This window comes from Sphingomonas sp. CD22 (genome assembly GCF_034556155.1).
Classification (GTDB): domain Bacteria; phylum Pseudomonadota; class Alphaproteobacteria; order Sphingomonadales; family Sphingomonadaceae; genus Sphingomonas.
This window is the reverse complement of record NZ_JAYDYX010000001.1, coordinates 648708-670132: the sequence shown is the minus strand read 5'-3', so window position 1 is coordinate 670132 and position 21425 is coordinate 648708. Positions and strand designations below refer to the sequence as shown.

21 protein-coding genes are annotated in these 21425 nt (G+C 66.1%); 14 read left to right on the top strand and 7 right to left on the bottom strand.

The features are described 5' to 3' along the window. Positions 1-6 precede the first annotated feature (6 nt). The 14 genes from SFC76_RS02980 to SFC76_RS02915 all read left to right on the top strand — a co-directional run bounded on the left by SFC76_RS02980 (position 7) and on the right by SFC76_RS02915 (position 17523). Positions 7-462 carry a hypothetical protein gene (locus SFC76_RS02980; protein WP_322847990.1) on the top strand — a complete coding sequence of 152 codons (456 nt, stop codon included), beginning with the start codon at positions 7-9 and terminating at the stop codon, positions 460-462. A gap of 77 nt (positions 463-539) precedes the next feature. Continuing rightward, entirely contained in the window at positions 540-1019 is a 480-nt protein-coding gene (locus SFC76_RS02975; RefSeq protein ID WP_322847989.1) for a hypothetical protein, read from the top strand. 17 nt (positions 1020-1036) lie between these two features. After that, on the top strand, positions 1037-1456 hold the full coding sequence (locus SFC76_RS02970) for a hypothetical protein (protein ID WP_322847988.1): 420 nt from the start codon (positions 1037-1039) through the stop codon (positions 1454-1456). Positions 1457-1475: 19 nt separating this feature from the next. Beyond that, entirely contained in the window at positions 1476-6878 is a 5403-nt protein-coding gene (locus SFC76_RS02965; RefSeq protein WP_322847987.1) for a phage tail length tape measure family protein, read from the top strand. Beyond that, entirely contained in the window at positions 6875-10318 is a 3444-nt protein-coding gene (locus SFC76_RS02960) for a hypothetical protein (RefSeq protein ID WP_322847986.1), read from the top strand. Before SFC76_RS02965 ends, SFC76_RS02960 begins: the two co-directional genes overlap by 4 nt. A 9-nt stretch (positions 10319-10327) precedes the next feature. Further along, positions 10328-10747, top strand: coding sequence for a hypothetical protein (locus SFC76_RS02955; RefSeq protein WP_322847985.1), 420 nt, complete (start codon positions 10328-10330; stop codon positions 10745-10747). 11 nt (positions 10748-10758) lie between these two features. Then, positions 10759-11295 (top strand): hypothetical protein, encoded by a 537-nt coding sequence (locus SFC76_RS02950; protein ID WP_322847984.1) that lies wholly within the window; start codon positions 10759-10761, stop codon positions 11293-11295. Then, positions 11250-11831: a hypothetical protein gene (locus tag SFC76_RS02945; protein ID WP_322847983.1), complete on the top strand. Its 582-nt coding sequence runs from the start codon at positions 11250-11252 to the stop codon at positions 11829-11831. Before SFC76_RS02950 ends, SFC76_RS02945 begins: the two co-directional genes overlap by 46 nt. Continuing rightward, positions 11831-12241: a hypothetical protein gene (locus tag SFC76_RS02940; RefSeq protein WP_322847982.1), complete on the top strand. Its 411-nt coding sequence runs from the start codon at positions 11831-11833 to the stop codon at positions 12239-12241. Before SFC76_RS02945 ends, SFC76_RS02940 begins: the two co-directional genes overlap by 1 nt. A gap of 46 nt (positions 12242-12287) precedes the next feature. Further along, entirely contained in the window at positions 12288-12944 is a 657-nt protein-coding gene (locus SFC76_RS02935) for a hypothetical protein (RefSeq protein WP_322847981.1), read from the top strand. 118 nt (positions 12945-13062) lie between these two features. Then, a complete protein-coding gene (locus tag SFC76_RS02930) occupies positions 13063-13431 on the top strand; it encodes a hypothetical protein (RefSeq protein ID WP_322847980.1) in 369 nt (122 codons plus the stop codon). Continuing rightward, positions 13428-13667, top strand: coding sequence for a hypothetical protein (locus SFC76_RS02925; protein WP_322847979.1), 240 nt, complete (start codon positions 13428-13430; stop codon positions 13665-13667). Before SFC76_RS02930 ends, SFC76_RS02925 begins: the two co-directional genes overlap by 4 nt. 45 nt (positions 13668-13712) lie before the next feature. After that, positions 13713-16487, top strand: coding sequence for a sialate O-acetylesterase (locus SFC76_RS02920; protein ID WP_322847978.1), 2775 nt, complete (start codon positions 13713-13715; stop codon positions 16485-16487). 403 nt (positions 16488-16890) lie between these two features. Next, positions 16891-17523: an acyltransferase gene (locus SFC76_RS02915; RefSeq protein ID WP_322847977.1), complete on the top strand. Its 633-nt coding sequence runs from the start codon at positions 16891-16893 to the stop codon at positions 17521-17523. Positions 17524-17568: 45 nt separating this feature from the next. Here SFC76_RS02915 and SFC76_RS02910 read toward each other — a convergent pair whose 3' ends face one another. The 7 genes from SFC76_RS02910 to SFC76_RS02880 all read right to left on the bottom strand — a co-directional run bounded on the left by SFC76_RS02910 (position 17569) and on the right by SFC76_RS02880 (position 21097). Further along, entirely contained in the window at positions 17569-17895 is a 327-nt protein-coding gene (locus SFC76_RS02910) for a helix-turn-helix transcriptional regulator (protein ID WP_322847976.1), read from the bottom strand. 491 nt (positions 17896-18386) lie between these two features. Then, positions 18387-18575 carry a hypothetical protein gene (locus SFC76_RS02905; RefSeq protein WP_322847975.1) on the bottom strand — a complete coding sequence of 63 codons (189 nt, stop codon included), beginning with the start codon at positions 18573-18575 and terminating at the stop codon, positions 18387-18389. Then, the gene (locus SFC76_RS02900; protein WP_322847974.1) at positions 18575-18841 is read right to left on the bottom strand and encodes a hypothetical protein; all 267 of its coding nucleotides are present in this window, start codon (positions 18839-18841) and stop codon (positions 18575-18577) included. The genes SFC76_RS02905 and SFC76_RS02900 overlap by 1 nt, the downstream gene beginning before the upstream one ends. Continuing rightward, the gene (locus tag SFC76_RS02895; RefSeq protein WP_322847973.1) at positions 18838-19059 is read right to left on the bottom strand and encodes a hypothetical protein; all 222 of its coding nucleotides are present in this window, start codon (positions 19057-19059) and stop codon (positions 18838-18840) included. Before SFC76_RS02895 ends, SFC76_RS02900 begins: the two co-directional genes overlap by 4 nt. 78 nt (positions 19060-19137) lie before the next feature. Beyond that, positions 19138-19761: an SOS response-associated peptidase family protein gene (locus tag SFC76_RS02890; RefSeq protein WP_322847972.1), complete on the bottom strand. Its 624-nt coding sequence runs from the start codon at positions 19759-19761 to the stop codon at positions 19138-19140. Continuing rightward, positions 19761-19946 (bottom strand): hypothetical protein, encoded by a 186-nt coding sequence (locus SFC76_RS02885; RefSeq protein WP_322847971.1) that lies wholly within the window; start codon positions 19944-19946, stop codon positions 19761-19763. Before SFC76_RS02885 ends, SFC76_RS02890 begins: the two co-directional genes overlap by 1 nt. 218 nt (positions 19947-20164) lie before the next feature. Beyond that, positions 20165-21097: an AbiJ-NTD4 domain-containing protein gene (locus SFC76_RS02880; RefSeq protein WP_322847970.1), complete on the bottom strand. Its 933-nt coding sequence runs from the start codon at positions 21095-21097 to the stop codon at positions 20165-20167. Positions 21098-21425: the final 328 nt, after the last annotated feature.

Genomic DNA, 21425 nt, shown 5'->3' with positions numbered 1-21425 from the left:
ATCACTATGGGTTCCCTTACCGCCGCAGGCTCGGCGCTTGCGATTTCGGTCGCCTCGCCGGCCACCGCCGACGCCACCGGCTATGCCGCCCTCACCTTCACCGACGTCGGCCAGGTCGAGAAGCTCGGCTCGATCGGCGCGAGCTTCGCGAAAGTCGAGTTCCAGCCCCTCAAGGGCGCGAAGCAGAAGTTCAAGGGATCGGCCGACTACGGCGCCCTGCAACCGTCGATGGCGCTCGACAGCTCCGATGCCGGCCAGGCGATCATGCAGACGTCGGCCGACGACGAGAGCCAGAAGCTCTATTCGTTCCGCGTCACCTATCCCGATGGCGCGAAGCGCTACTTCCAGGGCCGGAACTTCGGCATGCCGGAAACCGCCGACGGCGCCGACAGCATGCTGACGGGCGCGCCGACGATCGAAATCTGCACGAAGATTGTCAAGGTCGCCGCACCGACGACCTGATCCCCTTCCCTACCCGGCGCCCGCGACGCCGGTCCTTATGCGCCAGCTCGCCCCGTCGTCGCGGGTCGCGGGGTGGGTTGGCGCACCATCCTCCCGCGAAGGACTCTCCAATGACCAAGATTTTCAACATCGCCACGGCCGCCGTTGCCGCGACCGCCCCCCTGCATATCAAGAGCGCCGACGGCGAACCGCTCTACGCCGACGATAAGCGCACCGTTCCGATGCGCATCATCGTCCATGGCCCCGGCAGCAAGGCATACGGCGCCGTCGAGTCGCGTCAGTCCGCCCGCGCGCTGAAGCGCATGCAGGACAATGACGGCAAGATCACCGCCGCCACGCAGGAAGAGCGCGTCGCCGAAACGGCCGAAGACCTCGCTTCGATCACGATCGCGTTCGAAGGCTTCGAATACCAGCCCCCCGAGGGCGGCCCGGCGCTCGTCGGCGCCGACATGTTCCGCGCCGCCTATGCCGACCAGGGCCTCGGCTTCATCACCAAGCAGGTGACGAAGTTCGTCGGCGATTGGGGAAACTTCAAGGCCGCCTCGAACGCGGCCTGACCCTCTATATCCGGCACATGGCGTGGCTTCAGGCCACGCCAAAACCGGACCCCCGGTCGCGGCGAGGGAAGCTCGCCGAGCAGTCGACCGCGCCGAGGCTCAGCCGGATCGCCGCACTGAAGGCGAAGAAGGTCGTTCCGCCAATGCCGCCCAACCCGGCACCGCATATTATCGACCGGTTGCTCGAAATCGGCCTGACCCAGCCGGCCGGCGATAGCGCCGCACCGCTGTCGTGGCGGGAAATCAACGCATGGTGCGAGCGCACCGCCGTTGACCTCGAACCGTGGGAGGGGCGGCTGATCCGCCGTCTCTCCGCCGCGTATCTCGCCGAAAGCCACAAGGCTGACGACGAAAACTGCCCGCCGCCATGGGCCGCGCCAGTGACCGCTCGCGAGATCGAGATCGAAGAAGCTCAGCTCCGCGCGGTGCTGGGCTGATACTGAAAGGGGGCCGCCGATGATCGACGACGACGCCGGCGGCGAAGCCCTTGAGGTCGGCTTTGTCATCAACACCGAAGGCGCATTCGCGGAAATGCTCCGCTTCGCCCAGATGTTCGATGACAAGACGGCGCAGTTCGTGCGCAAGGCGGCGGAGATCGAGGCGGCGGCCGGTGGGATCAAGCTCGGCGGCGCGACGTCGAGTGTCAAAGCCTTCGCCGATGCCGCCACGCGTGACCTCGCCACGGCCGGGGCGGCGTTCGCGGGCGTAGGCGAGGCGAAGGCTTCGCTCGACGCCACCCTCGCCCGCCCCTCGATGATTTCCGCCTTTGCGCCGGCGGCAACTCGCGGCGCGGCTGCCGCGCGCGCCGAGATCAACAAGACCGAGCGGGCGATCGAGCTGATGATCGGCCGCCTCGACGGCGAGGCCGCAGCCGTCGGCAAGACCCGTGACGAGCTGCGCGACATGAGGATCGAGACGCTTGCGCTCACCGCCGCGCAGCACGGCAACACCGATGCAGCCGATCGCCTGCTCGCCAGCACCCGCGCGCTGTCGGCGGCCCGCCAGGCCGACGCCGAGGATCGCCACGCGGCGCAAATGGCAGCGGAGGCCGCCGCGGCTCGCGACCTCGCGCGATCGATCGCTGACGCGAACGGCCAGCTTCGCGAGCGCGCGCTATTGCAGGGCGCGCTCGATCGCACGAGCGGCGCCGATCGCCCGCGCGCAGTCGATTCCGGTGCCGGCTTCGGTGCGCTGTCGGCGAAGGCGGCGGAGGATGAGGCGCGCGCGACGGCGCTGGTCGCCAGCGCCGCCCGGCAGGCCGCTGACGAGCAATCCCGCCTCGCCAGCATGGTCCGCGGCTCGCAAGCTGCAATGGAGGCTGACGCGGCCGCGGCGGAGCGCCTGCGCGCATCCACCGACCCGCTCTATGCCGCCACGCGCCGGCTCAACGAAGAAATTGCGGAAAGCACGCGGCTCTACCATGCCGGCGCGACTGCCCCGGCCGAATATGCGCGCCAGCAGCAGGTGCTCGCCGAGCGTCTGACTGCGACCGCGCGCCAGCACGAGGCGATGGCGACGTCGGCGAACAAGAGCGGCTTCGCGGTGAAGCAGTTCGCGATCCAGATGCCCGACATCGTGCAGGGGCTGCTCACCGGTCAGAAGCCGATGACCGTCTTCATCCAGCAAGGCGGCCAGATTGCGCAGATCGCCATGATGGCGGAGGGTGGGGTCAAGGGGTTCGCCAAGGAGATCGGCGGCTTGGCGTTGTCGTTCCTCCCCCTCGCCGCGGCAGCCGCGGTGGCTGGCGTCGCCGTCTATCGCTGGCAGAACCAGCTCAACGACGACGCGGACATGAAGAAGTACGCGGCGGGGCTCGGCCTCACGCAGAAGGAAATGAAGAAGCTCGGCGATCAGTCGATCACCACCGGCGACCTGCTCGCGGGCCTCTGGCAGACCGTATCCGAGGGCGCCGACCTGGGCGGCAGCGGCAAGTCGATCATGGATCACCTGTTCGCGCCCGACGACATGAAGCAGGTGCAGGGCTTTCTCGCCAGCATCTACGGCACGTTCGCGGGGACCTATGACGCCATCGTTGCCCTCTGGGGCAGCATGTCGTCGACCGTCTCGAGGTATATCTCGGCGATCGCCGCGGCGGCGTCGCAGTTCTTCGCCCCGGTCGTGGCCGCGGCGCAGTGGGCGGGCAAGACGGTCGGGTCCGTCTTCAACACCGTCTACCAATGGGTGGCCGGCTGGGTGAAGTCGATCGCCGGTTGGATTTCGCCGATCCTCGGCGCGATCGGCAAGGGCGAGGCTGCTACCGCGATCAGCAACGCCGGCAGCGGCATCGGCGAGACGTTCGGCAAGGCGTACGCGGCGCGCGTCGCCGGGTTCGTCAACGGCTCGAACGCCTTCGTCGCCAAGGTCGGCGCCAATGCCACCGAAAAGGCGCAGCAGCGGCTCAAGAAGAAGGCCGACGAGCTGATCGCCGACCGGACGCCGAAGAAGCCGGCGACCGACAAGCATGCCGAAGCACTGGTACGCGACGCGGAGGCGGTCGAGGCGCAAATCCGCAACCTCTACAAGCTCGCCGATGCTTATGGCGTGTCCGGTGCCGAGGCGCTGATCGCCGAGGCGCGCGTGAAGGCCGAAAGCAAGGCGATCAAGCAGCAGGCCGATATCACGGCGGCGGTGTCCCGCCAGGTGCAGCTCGCGATTGCGCAGCGCGTATCCGACGCCGCCAAATCGACCGCCGGCATGCGGGATCAGATCGCCGCGCAGCAGCAGGTCAACGCGGCGGTGGCGGCCGGGCTGGTTCCCGCCGAGCGCGCGAATGACCTCATCGCCGCCCAGATCGCCGACCTGCCGCTGCTCGCTGCGGTGCAGGCCGCCGAAAAGCTCGGGCTGGCCGATGCCGCCGCCCGCGCGACGAAGGCGCTTCAGGATCAGCGGAAGGCGCGCGCCGACCTCACCGACGCTGAAGAGGCCGGGCGCTTCAATTCCGACATGGCCGGCGGCCGCAACGAGATCGCCACGCTTGCCGAAGAGCTGCGGCTGGTCGGCGCCACCAACGATGCGCGCGAGATCGGGCTGGCGACGCTCAAGGCGACGCAGGAGGCCGAAGCCAAGTTCACCGACCCCGCCCGCCGCGCCGCGTACATCGCGCAGCAGGTCGAGATCACGAAGGGGCATCAGGCGGTCGCCAACGCGAATGACGCGCTCAATGCGTCGCTCAGCGCCACCGCTGACCTGTTCGACACAGTCGACCAGACAGCCCAGCGCGCCGCGCAGGGCATGGCGGACGCGTTCGGCCAGGTCGGCGCCGCCATCGGCAACGCTGCGACCGTGATGACCTCCTATTATGCGGAGCAAGCGAGCCTTCAGCAGGCGCACGATGCCGCGATCAAGGAAGCGGGCACCGACCAGAACCGGATCGCGCGCGAGAACCAGCTATTCGCGCTGCGCACCGCTTCGGCGCAAACCGCCGTCTATGGCGACATGGCTGCCGCGGCGAAGGGCTTCTTCAAGGAAGGCACCGCCGGCTACAAGGCGATGGCGACCGCGGAAAAGGTCTTCCGCGCGATCGAGTTCGCCATGGCCGTGAAGAACGCCGCGGTGCAGCTCGGCCTCATCGGCGGCGTCACCACCGCGCGCACCGTTGCGGCTGCGGCCGGCGCGGCGACCGATACCGCCTTCACCGCGAGCAGTGTCGCCAATTCGGCGCTGCGCGCGACCGCCGACGGCACTGCCGCCATGGCGAAAACCGCCGCATCCTCGCCGTTCCCGTTCAACCTAGCGGGCATGGCCGTGATGGCCGCCGCCCTCGCCTCGCTCGGCATCGTGACCGGCTTTTTTGGCGGCGGCGGCAAGAACACGCTCCCGAAGGCGAACGAAGGCACCGGCACCGTGCTCGGCGATACCGGCGCGCAGTCGGAAAGCCTGAAGCGCTCGATGGACGCGCTCAAGGAGGTCGACACCCTGACCAACACCTATGCGCGCCAGATGGCCGCGTCCCTGAAGTCGATCGACAGCCAGATCGGCAACGTCGCGGCGCTGGTCGTGCGCGCGGGCGACGTCAACGCGTCAGCGGGCGTGAAGGAGGGGTTCGCCTCCGACACCACCGGCAAGCTGCTTTCGGGCATTGTCACCGGCGGCGGGTTGTTCAGCAAAATCCCGGTGGTCGGCAGCATCATCGGTGCCGTTGGTGGCCTGATCGGATCGCTATTCGGCTCGAAGACGACCGTCGTCGGCAGCGGCCTCTACGGCAAGGATCAGCAGCTCGGCAGCATCCTGGGCGGCGGGTTCGACGCGTCGTACTATTCGGACGTCGAGAAGAAGAAGAAATTCCTCGGGATCAGCACCGGCACGTCCTACTCGACCAAATATACGGGCGCGGACGCCGGCCTCGAAAATCAGTTCACGCTCATCCTGCGGCAGTTCAACGACGCGATCACCGCCGCGGCCGGGCCGCTCGGCGTCGCCACCGGCGAGGTGCAGGCGCGGCTCAACAGCTTCGTGGTCAGCATCGGCAAGATCGACCTCAAGGGCCTGACCGGCGAGCAGATTCAGGAGAAGCTCACCGCCGTCTTCGGCGCGGCGGCCGACAAGATGGCGACGACGGCCTTCCCCGGTTTCGAGCGCTTCCAGAAGGTCGGCGAAGGCGCGTTCGAGACGCTGGTCCGGGTGGCGTCGACGATCGAGGCGGTCGGCAACTCGCTCGACCTGCTCGGCACCTCGGCGAAGGGCTTCAGCATCGACGCGAAGCTCGCGCTCGCCGACCAGTTCGACAGCGTCAGCGACCTGACCAGTGCGGCGGGCGCCTATTTCGAGGCGTTCTATACCAAGGAAGAGCAGGCCGCGGCGAAGACGGCGCAGTTCGCCCGCGTCTTCGACAGCCTGGGCTTGGCGATGCCGGCGAGCCTGTCGGGCTTCCGCGCGCTGGTCGAGGCGCAAGACCTCACCACCGCGGCCGGGCAGTCGACCTATGCCACGCTGCTCAAGCTGGCGCCGGCGTTCGCCGATCTGCAATCGGCGATGGAGGGTGCCCGCAGCGCGGCCGATATCGCCGCAGAGCGTCAGGACCTTGAGCGCAAGCTGCTCGAATTGAAGGGCGACACCGCGACGCTGCGCGCCCTCGACCTCGCCAAGCTCGACGTCAGCAACCGCGCCCTGCAACAGCAGATTTGGGCGATTCAGGATGCGCAGGAAGCGGCCAAGGCCGCCGAGGCGCTGCGCGATGCGTGGACGTCGGTCGGCGATGGACTCATGGATGAGGTGAAGCGCATTCGCGGGCTGACCGACGCCGGCAACGGCAACGGCTTCGCAGCCTTGCAGGGCCAGTTCAATGCGGCGACCAGCGCGGCGCGCGGCGGTGATCAGGACGCGGCGAAGGGCCTGCCGGCGCTCAGCCAGGCGCTGCTCGCCGCGGCCGCCGAGCAGGCGACCAGCCGGCAGGAGCTGGAACGCGTCCGCGCCATGACCGCGGCGAGCCTTGAGGCGACCTATGGCGTGATCAGCGCGCTCGGCAACGGGGCCGCCGCGCCCACCGCCGAACAGGCCACCAGCCGGCAGGAGCTGGATCGGGTGCAGGCGATGAACGACGCCAGCCGCCAGGCCGCTTATGGCGTGGTCAGCGCGCTCGCCGGCGGCGCCGCCGCGTCGGGCAAGGCCGTGATGCCGATCGACACGATGATCGCGGCCGCCGACGTCGCCACCGGCAAGGCACCGGCGCCGGCGAACGACGACCTTGCCGCCGACAACGCGGCGCTGCGCGAAGAATTGGAGGGCCTTCGCCGCGACATCAATTCCGGATTGGCCGCGATCGCGGGCAACACGAAGGGGATCGACCGCAAGCTCGACGATATCACCGCCGATCATGGCGGCATGGCGATCAGCGTCGGCAATGCGAGCGCCGCGCGATGAGAGTCGTCACCGAGGCGGGCACGATCGAGCTGGGCGATGTCGAGACGGCGCCGACGATCGGCATCATCGACCGCAGCCGGCGCGTCACCGACGACTATGGCGTCACCACCGTTGTTCAGCGCGGCTTCTCGCGCCGCATGTCGGTGCGCCTCGCCGTGCCGTTCGAAAACGTCGACGCGATCCAGCGCCAGCTCGCCGACCTGCGCGCCACCTCGGCGACGTGGATCGGAGACGATCGCTTCGGCAGCCTCACCGTGCGCGGTTTCTACAAGGAATTCGAGGTCGACCATGCGGTCGCGCCGCTCAGCTATTGCGCGCTGACGGTCGAGGGCCTCACCGGCGAGGAAGCCTTCACCGACGACGGCACCGACCCCGCGCCGGCAGGCATGGTGTCGAACCTTCAGGTGCTGCAACCGATCACCGTCACCGACGCGATTCTGACCTCGACCAGCGTCGCCCAGGATGACGCGGTCGAATGGACAGCCGCCGGCGCCTATGCGATCGGCCAGCGCGTCACCCGCGGCGCCACGCATCGCGTCTTCGAAAGCCTGATCGCGCGCAACGCCGGCAATGATCCGGCAGCGACGACCGGGGCATGGCTCGACGTTGGCCCGACCAACCGCTGGGCGATGTTCGATCAGGCGATCGGCTCTGCCACGCTGGCGAGCGCGCCGATCGCCGTGACGCTGAAGCCGACGTCGAGGGTGTCGGGCCTTGCGATCCTCGACACCAACGCCGCCACGGTGCGCGCGCAGGCGCCGGGCTATGACCGGACCCAGGCGGTCACCGACGGCTCGGGCTCCGCCCTGTTCCTCGATCTGTTCGCCGCGGCCGGCGCGAGCATCACCGTCACCCTGACGCCGCTCGGCAAGACGGCGCAGGCGCGTCCGTGGGACGACCGGGCGAGTTGGGCGGATACCGACCCATGGCGCGACGCGATCGACGGCACCGCCAGCGTGCCGACCCCGTCATGGGATGACGGCAGCGGCTGGCGCGACGTCAAGGAATGGGGCGACACCGCCACAGGCGACGGCACCGTATCAGTCGGGACGTTGCTGCTCGGCGCGCTCCGGCCGCTCGGCGTCACGGAAGGCTCGGCGACGTCCGGCATCACCGATTACAGCCGCCGCGAGACGGACGATTTCGGCGAGGTGGCGATCGTGCCGCGCGCCTGGGCGAAGCGCATGGCGGCGAAGGCCGCGATCCGCACCGACGCAGTCGATCAGGTCGTCGGCCGGATTGCCGCGGTGCGCGCGATCCCGTCCTTGTGGCTGGGCGACGCGGGTGTCGACAGCCTGATCGTCTACGGCTTCTTCAAGGATTTCAGCGTCGAGGTCGGCGAAAGCATCAGCAAGCTGACGCTGTCGATCGAGGGCTTCAGCGAGGCGGTGACCGCCGCACCCCTCACGATCCCATGGGAAAACGTCAGCGGCCCCAAGCCGGCAACCGACGCGGACAAGACCGGCGACGAAACGTCGAAGGACACCAACGCGGTCGGCGGGGTGCCGGCGGCGCAGATCATCGCCGACGCCAAGTCGGTGAAGCAGCGGTCGGATATTCTCGAAAACGTCACGATCCCGGCCGTGAACAGCGCCGTCGCGGCGGCCAACGCGCTGATCAAGACGGCGGGGCTGAAGGCGGATCAGGCGCTGGCCGACCTGAACGGCAAGCTCGTTTCCGCCGGCATCGCGCTCGACGCGGCGATCGCGGGCACGGAGGCGAAGCTGGCGGCGGCCGGCGTCGCAACCGATCTGGCGGCGAGCCGCGCGAACGCCCGCATCGACGCGGCCATGACCGACCTCAACGCCGAGGCGCACCGGGCGCAGGGCAAGGACGAGCTGCTCGATCGGCGCATCGACAGCCTGACGGTCGTCACCAACAAGAACGACGTCGAGGTTCGGGCGCTGATCGAGACGGAGCGGCTGGTCCGCACCGACGACGTTCGATCAATCGCCCAGCGCATCGACAGCGTCGTGACCGACTTTACCGGACGCGACACCGCCACCAACACGCGGATCACGACCCAGGTCACCGCCCTGTCGGCCGCCGATAAGGCGCTGGGCGAGCGGATCGACACCGTCACCACCGAATACAAGGCGGCGGACACCGCGACGAGCACGCGGATCACCGATTCGGTCGCCGCCCTCTCCGCCGCCGACACGGCGATCGGCAAGCGCGTCGACGCCATCGTGACCGACGTCACCACCAAGGACACCGCCACCCGCGCCGAGATCAGCCGGGTCGAGCTGGCATCGTCGACCCGCGACCAGGCGCTGGGGCAGCGGATCGACACGGTCACCACCGACTATAAGGCGGCCGACGCGGCGACGAGCACCCGGATCACTGACTCGATTGCCGCCCTTTCCGCTGCCGACACGGCGATCGGCAAGCGCGTCGACGCCATCGTGACCGACGTCACCACCAAGGACACCGCCACCCGCGCCGAGATCAGCCGGGTCGAGCTGGCTTCGTCGACCCGCGACACCGCCCTCGGCCAGCGCATCGACACCGTCACCACCGATTACAAGGCGGCCGATACGGCAACTGGCACCCGGATCACGACGGAGGTCGCGGCGCTCAGCAGCGCCGACGCCGCCATCGGCCGCCGAATCGATACCATCGCTACCGACTATCTGGGGCGCGACGCGGCGACAAACACGCGCATCACCACTTCGGTGACGGCGCTCAGCGATGCCGACACGGCGATCGGGCAACGGATCGACTCGATCACGACCGACTATGTCAGCCGGGACAGCAAGACGAACACGCGCGTCGACCAGGCCAACAGCGCGATGAGCGAGGCCGATCGCGCCCTCGGCATCCGCGTCGATACCGTGTCGGCGGCGCTGTCGACAACGAACACCGACGTCCGCGCTGAGATCAGCAGGGTCGAGCGCGCTGCGGTCGACCGCGACACCGCCCTCAGCCAGCGCAGCGACACGATCACGGCTTCGCTCAACGATGCGCGGGGCCGCCTGTCGACGGTTGAGACGGCTGTCACCGACGGACGGTTCGCGACCGCCCAGCGAGTGGCCGCCGTCGAAGCGCAGGTCGGAGCCGACCTGTCGGCGAGGATCGACGAGCGAGTGACCGCGGTCGTCGATCCGAAGATCGGCGTCGTGACGCAAAGCGTGACGGACCTGCGCAGCGCCTACAATGGCACGGTAGCCACGGTGCAGCAGCAGGCCGGCACGCTGGTCGACCTCGCCGGCAAGGCGACGGCTTACGTTCGACTGCTCGCCGATGGCGGCAACGGCGTCGCGCGGCTCAGCCTCTGGTCGGATCAATTCGGCGGCGCCTGGGAGCTGATCGGAAACGGCAGAATAGGCGGCGACCTCTTCGTCGACGGCTCGATCACCTCGACGAAGATGGGTGCCTCATCGGTACAACAGGCCATGTTCCTGTCGCTGCCGGGCAGCATGTCGATCCCCTATGGATGATGAACCGCCATGGCGCTCCCGTACCCGACTTATGACGATCCCGGCGACGGCGGTGGTGGGACCGGGGGGACCGGCGGTGGCCGCGTGATCGGCACCACCATCTTTCAGGCCACTTTCAACAAAGTGGAGGCGAACAGCACGCTGCGCATCCTCGCATACGCCAGCCTGCAAAGCCCCGACGATCTTCAGTTCGTCGGTTACATCACGATCGACGGCGCCCTCTACCAGACCGGCACCGTGAATATCGTGCTCGATAATCAGCGCTCGGCGGGCGCAATGCCGATCACCCTGCCCGCCTTCGTCACCGGCCTCGCGGCCGGCAATCACACCATCATCTTCTCAATCCGCAATCTTGAGCCGGACGGCGCCCTGACGGTGCTGGCGGGCTCGACGATGGAAATCACCGAGCTGAAGCGCGCAGCCGTCTGAAGGGGCACGTCATGGAATATTGGATCGTTTACGACCTCGCTTCAGGGGCGGAACGCTGGCGCGGCAGCGGCGTCACCGGGGCCGCCGCAGGGCAGGTCTTGCCGGAGGGCCTCGCGTTGGTGCTGGTGCCCTCCCAAGCGCTCGAAGGTGAGGCGCTCGACCTCGACGTGCTGCGCAAGATGAGCTCGAACCTGATCGACATGCAGGCCGAACAGGCGCGGCAGGTCTTTCTCACCCCCGGCGCCGGCCAGGCGCTGATCTACCAGCGCAAGGAAGCGGAGGCGCGGGCGTGGATCATCGACAAGCGCACCACCGTCCCGTTCCTCGCCGCTGAAGCGGCAGCTCGAGGAATGTCGGTGGCCGATCTGGTCGCAGCGGTGATCGAGCGCGCCGACAAGTGGACCGCCGCGGGATCGGCGATCGAGGGCCTTCGGATGGGGGCCAAGGCCGCTGTCGCCAATGCCAAGACACTCGGCGCGATCGTAGCCGCAAGCCGCATCGAGTGGAGCTCGATCCCTCCCTCGCCGACCGATCGAGGTGCCGCATGAACGCGACCGCAACCAGCAACTATATCGGCGAAGCCATGCGCAACGCTGCAACCCTTGCGCCGCCGTCTCTGGCGGATAACCCGACGTTGCTTGCATGGAACCTGTTCGTGATGACGGCGGCGACCTGTCTCGGGACAATGATGGCGGGGAAGCAGGCGCGGCGGCTCTGGGCGTTCCGCCACATCGATCACCCGACGCACCCCGTATCGATCTATCGGATCATCGTCTTTCTCGCCGGCTGCGCGATCGCCAGTCGCGGCGCTGCCGAGGCGATCAGCCTTTGGTCATGGTCGTCGGGGGACGTCGCCACCGTCGAGCGCGTCGCCGAAATGAAGCGGTATTTTGATCCCGCGTCGATCGCCTGCGGCTTCATATGGATGGGGCTCCATATGCTCGCCGAGCCGATGATCGAGCACCAGCTTCGTAAGACGCCGCTGCCCGTCGATATGTGGTCGCGCTGGCCGCAACTGCGCCGCCCCGCCTTGGTGCTGGTCGTCAGCCTATTGATGGCGGGTGCCGCCGTCGGGCTTCGATGATGAGGGAGGCGGTCGTTGCTGCCGCTCCCGCCGCCACCGTACCGGTGATCTGGTCGGTGCTGGGCTATTCGTTCCCGGCGGGCTCCATGTGCGTCGGGCTCCTGACCTGCTTCATGGTGCGGCTTTTCATCACCCTCGACGCCAAAGGGCCGAAGCGCTGGCTTCTTGACGGCATCGTCACCGGGATCGCGCTGCTCGTCACCGCTGTGTGGATCGTCGAGCATCAGGTCGACCTTTTCGCTGCACTCGGCACCGGCGGCATGTGCGGCGCGGCCGGCGCAGGCATCATCACCTTTTTCAAGCGCCGCGGGCAGAGCGCCATCGACGCGCTCGACGCCGTCATCCCCGGCAAGCGGCCCGTGCCGTCCGACATGACCGCCACGCTGCGCGAGATCGACAAGACCCCCTGACCCGTCCCTGCGGTTTCGCAGAGACCCCCTTTCGGAGATAATCGACATGACGACGGCCCCCGCGCCGGCGAAGGCAGCGCCGTGCGCGCTTGTCAGCCCGAAGGCGTTCTTTGATCGCGTCCGCCCGCTATTCAGGGGCGGCGCCATCAACGCGCTGCAACTCGCCGGCATGCAGTGCAAGCTCGACGCCTTCGGTGCGGTCGGCGCGCCAATCGCCTTCGTCGCCTACGGCTTGGCGACGTCATTCTGGGAAACCGGGCAGAAGATGCAGCCGGTCGAAGAGATCGGCCGCGGGCGGGGGAAGGAATACGGCGTTCCCGGCAAGCACCGCGGCCAGATCGCCTACGGCCGCAGCGACGTGCAACTCACCTGGGATTACAATTACGCCCGCGCCGACGCCGAGCTCGGGCTGAAGGGCGCGTTGATCGCCGACTATAGCCGCGCCCTCGAACCCGTGATCAGCTCGCAGATCATGGTCCGCGGCATGTACGAAGGCTGGTTCACCGGTCGGAAGCTCGCCACGTACCTGCCGCCGTTCGGGTTCGCCACGCTGGCGCAATTCACCCAGGCGCGCCGCATCATCAACGGGGCCGATCGCGCCGCCCAGATCGCCGCGATCGCCGCGGTCTTTCAGGACGGGCTCGCGTCCGGCGGGTGGGGGCCGGTCGCGCCGCCCCGCCCCGATCTGACGCGGCTCGTCTGAACCGCCGCACCAGCTCCGCCACCCATTCGATCAGTCGTCTCATGCCGCCGCGTACCAGCGCGCGGCCCGCCGGCGGCTGAACCAGCTCGTCACCCCCGGTTCACCGAAGGAAGTCCCCATGCGCGTCAAATCGTTCCTCCGTGGCCTGCTCGGCAGCGTCCTCCCGAAGGCGCTGATCAAGGTCACCCCCACCGATACGCAGAAGATCGTCGCCGTCCTGCTGACGCTGCCGATTGCGTCAGATGCCCGCGACAACATCCTGTCGCTCGCGAACGACAGCCTTTCCGGCAAGCAGAAGGCCGACCTCGTCGTGTCGAAGGCCCTGCCCGCCTTGGTCAGCTTGATCGCCGACAAGGGCATGGAGGTGCCGGCCGGCGACGTCGAGGATATCGCCCGCGAGCTGGTGCAGACCCTTTACAATCAGGTCGCATCGCCCCGCGCCGCGCTGCTCGCGCGCGTCCTCCTGCCCCTGTTCGGCGTCGAGTGAGCGGCACCGGGCGCGTCGTTCACGTCGATCCCGGCACGGTCCCCAACACCAACGAAGCAGCGCAGCGGGTGCTCATTGATCGCCCGAACGGCGACCGCCTCCTGTTCTTCATCCCCGCGGGCGCCGCCCCGCCCGAGGGTGCGGCGATCACCTGGGGGCCGCATCACGCGAGCTGGCCGGGCCGCCGCGTCCGCAAGCTCACCAACGAAATCGACCCCGCCGCGCCGCTTGGCTGACGAGCGCGCGACCTCACCCATGCCGACCCGCAGGAGCTACCGACCATGACCGTGCTGACGAACATCCCCAACGGAGCGTCGAACCGCGATATCCGCGATACCATCAATGCGATGCTGATCGATCTGGCAGCGCTGAAGGCCGCGGGCACGCCCACGCCCACCCCGGCACCGGCGTTTGCGTCGCAGCCGAGCATCAGCCCGGGCAATGGCGTCGCAGGCTCGACGACGTTCGCCGCCACCGCCGGCACCGTTACGAATGGGGCGATCGTCTCGCGCTCGTGGCTGCTCAACGGAACGGCCATCAGCACCAGCCTGACTTGCACGCCGCAGCAGTCCGGCACGCTCACCTATCAGGAGATCGCCTCCGGCCCCGGCGGCACGACCTCGTCGTCGGTCCAGGCCGCCGGCGTCGCCGCCGCCACGTCGACGCCCACCCCGGCGCCGTCGTTCACCGCGCAGCCCAGCATCAGCCCGAGCAGCGGCACCGCGGGTGCGACGACGTTCACCGCCACGCCGGGCACGGTGAGCAACGGCTCGATCACCTCGCGCGCCTGGGCGATCAACGGCACGGTGATCAGCACCGGCACGACCGCGTCGCCCGCATCGTCGGGCACCCTGACCTATCAGGAAACGGCGACGGGCTCGGGCGGCACGACGCAATCGACGGTCTTGCAGGTTGCTGTCGGCTCCGCCGCCGCCGCCGCGCCAACCTTCACCGCGCAGCCGACCGTAAGCCCGAGCACCGGCGGCGCCGGGGCGACCTTCACGGCCACGCCGGGCACCGTCAGCAACGGCTCGATCACTTCGCGCGCGTGGTCGCTCAACGGAAGCGTGATCAGCACGGGCCTCACCGCGACGCCGACGGCCGGCGGCACGCTCACCTATCAGGAGACGGCGGCGGGCTCGGGCGGAACGGCCTTGTCGTCGGTCGTATCGCGGACGGTCACGGCGGCCGGGGCATCGACTGCGCCGATCGTCATGGCATTCATGGGCTCTTCGAGCCCCGCCGAGTACCTCAACAATTACACGGGCGGCACGCCGAACGACAACGTCCTCGCCTCCGACGGGGGCACGAATTACGGTCGCCTCGAAAAGGGGCGCATGGGGATGGAGGCGGGCACGGCTATCTATGCCGCCACCGGCCGGCAGGTCCACTATATGCGCTGCGGAGCCAGCGGCACCACGTTGGCCGGCTGGGAGAGCGATACCAGCGGCGTCCTGACGGGCGTAATCAACAGCATCAAGAACGCGATCGCCACCGGCCGCGTCATGACCGCCGTCCTGCTTCAGGTCGGATACAATGACGTTGATTATGGCCAGATCAACAGCTCGTCGACGGCTGCGCAGGCGGCGTTGCTCCGATCGGTCATTTCGAAAGTCCGGGCGGGCACCGGGCTGCCGAACCTGACCTTCTTCATCGGCACCACGCAGGATGAGCCGGATAATCAAAACGCGCTCCGCTGGCAGCGCGAGGCCGAAATGCAGGTCGCCAATAACGACGCCAATGTGCGGCTGGGCTTTTCGACTTACGATCTGCCGACGCGCGACAACACGCATCAGACCGAACCCTCGCAGATCATCACCGCCGCCCGCTTCGCGGCGCAGGTCATTGCTCTGGTCAATGGCACGCCTCAGAAGCGCGCTGCTTACCTGTCAGCGGCAGTCGCCGTGTCGGATACGCAGACCGATATCACCGTTAAGCACGTCGACGGCACCGACTTCACGCCGACGACCGGCATCACCGGTTTCCGCATGTTTGACAGCGCGGGTGCGGCGCTAGCGATCAGTGCCGCGGCTCGGCAGTCGGCGACCAGCGTCCGCCTTACCCATGCCTCCCGCGGAAGTGGTGCGACGATCATCTATAACCCGACTGCGCTGGCAGCAGACGACGCCACGGTGCTGCATGACAATAGCGCCTTGGCGCTGCCGATTGACGTCACCAGCTCCGCGCTCGCGGTCGGCTCCGGCAGCAGCACCGCTGATACCACTGCACCCGTCATCTCGACGGCCAGCGCCTTCAGTCAGCCGGAAAATGCCGCCTTCAGCGTTACCCTCGCGGCAAATGAGTCGGTGACGTGGAGCAAGGTCGGCGGCGCCGACGCGGCCAAGTTCACGCTGGCGGGCGCCGTGCTCACCCTGCCGGCGCAGGACTATGAAACGCCCACGGACGCGGATGCGAACCGCTCCTATGTGGTGACTGTGCGGGCTACCGATGCCGCGGGTAATGCGACCGATAAGACGATCACGGTCACCATCACCGACGTTGCCGAGGGCAGCACCCTGAAGATGGCGCAGTTCGATCCTGGGGAAAGCGCGTCGCCGGCAACGCCCGCGGATTGGAACCGCTGGACTTACGCCGCCGGAACGGGCCTCGTCGCGACGCCCTTCAAGACCCCGGCCGGCGTCGATACGGGATGGACCGGGTCGACGGTCGTCAACGGAGACGGCGGCGCGACCAACACCGGCGTCACGACCGGCAGCAATTCGGGCGTCTATCCCGATAACGTCATGCAGAGCTATTACTTCAACCAGAACCAAGCATCGAGCACGCTCAAGATTTCGGGGCTTGATAACTCCAAGCTCTACGATCTTGAGCTATTCGGATCGCGCACGGCGACGGAGCGGTACACCGACTTCACGGTCAACGGCGTGACGAAACAGCTCGACGCTGGCAATAACTCGACCCAGGTCGTGACTTTCACCGGGATCGCGCCGACGAACGGCGAAATCGCCTTCAGCTTCAAGAATGGTCGAGGCTCGAACGGTACGTTGAGCGGCTTCGGCTATTTCAGCGGCGGCCGCATCATCGAAAAGGCGTAAGGTCTGGCGGGAAGGCGTGCGATCGCGCGCTTTCCCGTTAACCTATTGACGTGTCTCGAAAGAGGGCGGCGATCATGCTGCCGGCAATGAGTGCAATAAGCACCGGAACGCCGACGATCACTTCTGCGATTTCAATTACTCGACGCACTATCCATCCCCCCATGACCCCCGACGGTATGCGCATCCGTCTGTGTCCGCCCATAGCGATTTTATACCCCACGGATACTACAATTTGCGAGCCCGTGAGACGCCATAGACACGACGCGGCCGGCTAAAAGATGCAGAGCCACGATCATTCATTGATTGATCGATGATAAGGGCTATGCCCTGAATAGTTAATTTACTTGCTCATGGGTCAGCATGCCTGCCATTGACCGTCGGTAAGGCATCGGGAGATTCAACGATGAGCGACACAGGTTGGCGGCGAACAAAATTCCGCTCTGTGATCCTCCGCATCCAAGGGTCCGTGTTTCTCTCCGATCGGATACGGCGCGCGCTGCTCAATTACGCGGGCGCGCAGATTCATCCCACGGCAACCGTGCGCCACTCTTGCTGGCTGGCGTCGGCGGACATCGTGATGGGTCGCAATGCGATGCTGAACAACTTCGCCTACTACGACGGCGGCGCCCGCTTAACGCTTGAAGATGGCGCCCGCGTAGCCGCGTACAGCATCTTCACGACCAGCTCGCACCCGCACAGCGGCGACCCGGCGCGTCGGTCTTCGCCCAGCATCATCGTGGCGCCTATCACCGTGAAAGCGGGCTCTTGGATCATGGCGCGGGTGACCGTGAATCCGGGCGTAACAATCGAGCATGGATGCATGATCGGAGCCGGTTGCGTGGTGACGGAAGATACAGAACCGAATGGGCTCTACGTCAACGTCGCTGGGGCAACCGGAACGGTGCGCGCGCGCAGGATAAGGGATTTGGTGGATTTCGACGGCGTCGAGGCAAAATTTGGTGAGGGAGTGATCGACCTATCGTCGAGCCTCGCCCGCCGACGCCAATCGATCCCCGGCTCCGCACCTATGCCGTAACTTGCTTCGAACCCCTTATCCGGCGCTCGCGGGCCATCTTCCAAATTAATCAGCTTTGCGCTGATACCTCTTGTCTAGCAGCGGGCGCAGCGCCTTCTCGATTTCCGCGATGCTCATCGTCGCCGCTGGGCCTTGACCGAAGACCGCAGCCACTACCTGACCAGTCGCTTCGGTGGCGGCTTCCTGACGCACCTTGATCCGAGGTTCCGCAACGTAACGGACCGCAAGCTCCGTCCTCAGCTCAATGCCATGCGTGCCCCGCTCCATCGCGCCGATCGTCTCGCGAGCCATGCCGATCGCCTCGCCGAGCTCCGCCTGCGACAGCCCGGCACGGGTCCGGAGCGCCTTCATCTCTTCGCCTTGCATCACCATCGGGGTCGCCCTATTTCTGGTGCCGGCACCCCGGCCTAGTCTTCTAGGTCCGGGGGCCGGTCATGTTAGAAGCGGGTTCCGATTTCGATCGTAAACCACTTCGTGATGAACCGGATGTAGAGAGCTAGCATCTCTCGTACTCCGATTGTCAGGGGCGGAATTGCCTTCTGACAAGAGCTTTATGGGGCCTGACCTCTCTTCCGTCAATTGGAAAAGAGAGGTTGGGCCTCTTTTATTTATCTGCCAGCCCTACTCCATCAGCGCGCATTTACTGTCGTTCGACGGGCAACGCCCCGGTTGCCGCGTTGCCGGCGATCTGCTGCCAACGAAAAGGGAGCCCGCCCGCACGGGGGGGGCGGCAGGCGGGCTCGAAGGCTGCATGTCCGAATGCGAGGTCAGCGACTCGGGCATTTCGAAGGCTACGCCTAGCGCGACGGCGTGTCTCGAACCTAGGCTATTGATCTGGAAGCGTAACCGGCATTGCGGTTGGGTCACGCTTGGCTCAGCGCCTGCCGGGCCGCGACGGCAAGCTCGCGGAAGGCGGCCTGCCACGTTGCGCCCGCCTCGCTCCACGGGATCGGCCCTTCAAGGTTCGCGATCCGGCTATCCCATAGCTTCTCGGCGAGGTGTTCGTTGACGGCGTCGATGTCGTTGCTGGTGCATAGGCGACAGCGGGACATCAGCGGGGCTCCAGATCAGGATGCGGGTGCGGCTCGTCGATGCCCCAGCGTCCGAGCCACGGCGCGTGCGCTGGGCCAGCCATATCCGGCTGGAGGATCACCGTCTCGCTATCGGGCGACCCCATGATCCTACGGACCAGATCGTCGGCGACGGCCTCACGGATTCGCTCGATGTTGAGGCCAAGCGCCCGCTTCTCGTAAGGCTTGAGGACGGAAAGGGCGACCCAGATGTTCGTCCGCAGCTGTTCGCGGCCGAGCCGTCTCATATGACTGGCTCCCACGGGTCCCGTGCGCCCAGCTTGCGCTCATCCACGTTGAGATATTTTGCCAGGTGCAGCCGGTCATCCGGCTCAAGCCGCTTGGGCGATCCCCGCGTAACAAACTGGTGGAGGTAGGCAGCATTGCGCCCGATCAGGGCGGATAGGGCAGCGAGGCTTTCGCCCCGCTCAGCGGCAAGCTGGCGCAGATTTTCGCGCGACGACATGAGGCGGCTCCGATTCGATCAGCGGCCACCATGTTCCACATTTGTTCTGATTCGGGCAACCCATTGAATCGGCGCGGCCTAACCCCCGCGGGTCGGGAACACCGGCCCCCTGACGGTCATCTTGTCAGCCGGATATGGCCGCTGCAAAGCGACGACATCGTCGTACGATCCTTGGAGCCAGCGATCCCAATCCGCCTCGTGCAGGATCGTGATCATCGCTTTTGGGTGGATCGGCGCGACAAGTTCGTTCGGATCGCAGGTCACCATCGTGAACCCCTGCCCCTTGGCCGTCTGCTGCCAGAACCCCGCGACCGCAAACACCGGCTGGGCGGGCACCGCGAACCACATCTCCCCCTTGATCGGCTTGCCCTCGCCAACCTGGTGCAGATCGGGCGTCCATTCACAGAATTCGGTGAGTGGCACCAAGCACCGGTTCTCTGGTTCGGCCGCGAGCTTCCGCCATTGCGGGAGGCCGAGGTTGCGGACGTTGGTCATCGGCCACTTCGCGCCCCCGCCCAGGACGTCCCACAGCATCACGTCGACGGAGCGCCGCCCGCGCTCCTCGCGCACGACGAACGCCTTTGATTTCGGGAACAGCTCTTGAGGGTCTTTGTTCGGCCGGACCACGTCCTGCGCCCAACTCGCCCCGAAGCGCTCGAACAGGGTCTCAGGCTCGCCGGCGAAACGCGCTCGATTGCACATCAGAGCTTCGGCGCCGTCTTGGCGATCGCGTGGGTTTTCTCCAGTAGGTCGAGGATGTGGCCGAGGTCATCCGTGGTCAGCGCGCTCGCCTCATCGACATATTCCTCGCCGCTGAACCGCGCCGCGAAGGCGTGGAGGTGGTTGAGCGCTTCGCCCAGCCGGTAAGTCGCGTCGTCCTCTGTCATCTGTCGAGCCTATGCTGCAACTGAGCTTCCGTCGAGCGCGCAAAAAAAGGGCCGCTGCAAAGCGACCCGTGAGAGGTTTTAGGAGAGGATGCCTAAAAGGCACCCTTTGTATTGCTCCCGCACCTGTCGCTGGCGAATGCAAAGACGGTTAACGCGATTGCACTAATTGCAATTACTTCGCTGGCGAGCCGCTTCATCCTCGACCATCAGGTATCAAATTAGCGCGGCCCAGCCGAAAGTTCGCCTTTTCGAATCACGAATGTGACGAAACTTGCACATGCGCCAATCATGAAAAGCGCGTCTGCTTCATCGACTTCAGCCTTACTGTCGAACACAAGCGCGTGCCGAATACCTTCGGCATCGGATGCGTATCCATACAGCGCCGCGAAAGCTACTTTCAACCCCCCATGGATACGTCCGCTTCCCTCAAGCTTTGACAGAGCGGCTCCTAATTTGGTGGCGTTCGGCTCAAGAACGTGGGCGATGCTTTCAACGGCGCTAATGCTTTCGCGGACGCTTCCCGAATAATCACCACTGCCTAAGAGTCGGGACGCGGCCGATAGATGGGACCTCGCCCCGCCGTATTCCGATTGGCGGAGCGCGTTTAAGGCATCCACAAGCGCCACACCTTCCTCCAGAGAGGCTTTAGGATATATAGTATCCCCGTCTATGAAGTACGCGGCTTGATGCCTTGAAAGTGCAGCCGCAAATTGCTTGACAATTCCTTCTGGTTTGTGCGGGCTGCGAATAACGAATTGCACCAACTCCAATATCTTAATATAATTTCCATCACTGAATAGCTTTTGAAGCCGGTCGCGCCATGTAACAAATTCGTCACTAAATGTACTTGAAAACTGCCCCAATACTTCCATGTGATATTCAATAAGAACGTTTGTCCACATCACACCTAGTGAATACGACTTATTATACATCCTCATATCGCCAACGATGCTGGAATACAAAATATCCCACAACTGGACAGCTAATGGCCGTGAAATTTGCCGCAGAGCCAACTGAGATGGTATCGCTTCGGCGCCCTCCGCCTGAGAAAAGGTCAGGGTTCGCCGATCCGGCGCTGGCTGATTTTGGCTATCCAAGGGGCGTCCTCTCTGAACAGAATCACTACCGCTCAACATGACGACCTTGAGCACCCAATTGCCCTTCCGACAAGTTCCACCCCGCTAAGGGGGTGCTACGGGGAACAGAGAGGGGAAAAGTCGGAAACGTAGGAGAGCGGGCCGCTGTCTCTTAATCAGCAGCTGGCCTGACGCGCACCACTCCCTCAAGCTTTGTCAGGACCGGCGAGCAGCGACATCAACGCCCTACCCAGCTTGATTTGCGCGCCGGAAAAGCAGGCCGCCGGCGGCACGCCAGCGAGCCGCAACGCCCGGCAAACGGTTTACAGGCTCCGTCTAAGCTATTGAAACCAAAGGGGCGTGTCATGCACTAGGTTTACAGAACAGGCGGCAGGAAAGCGGC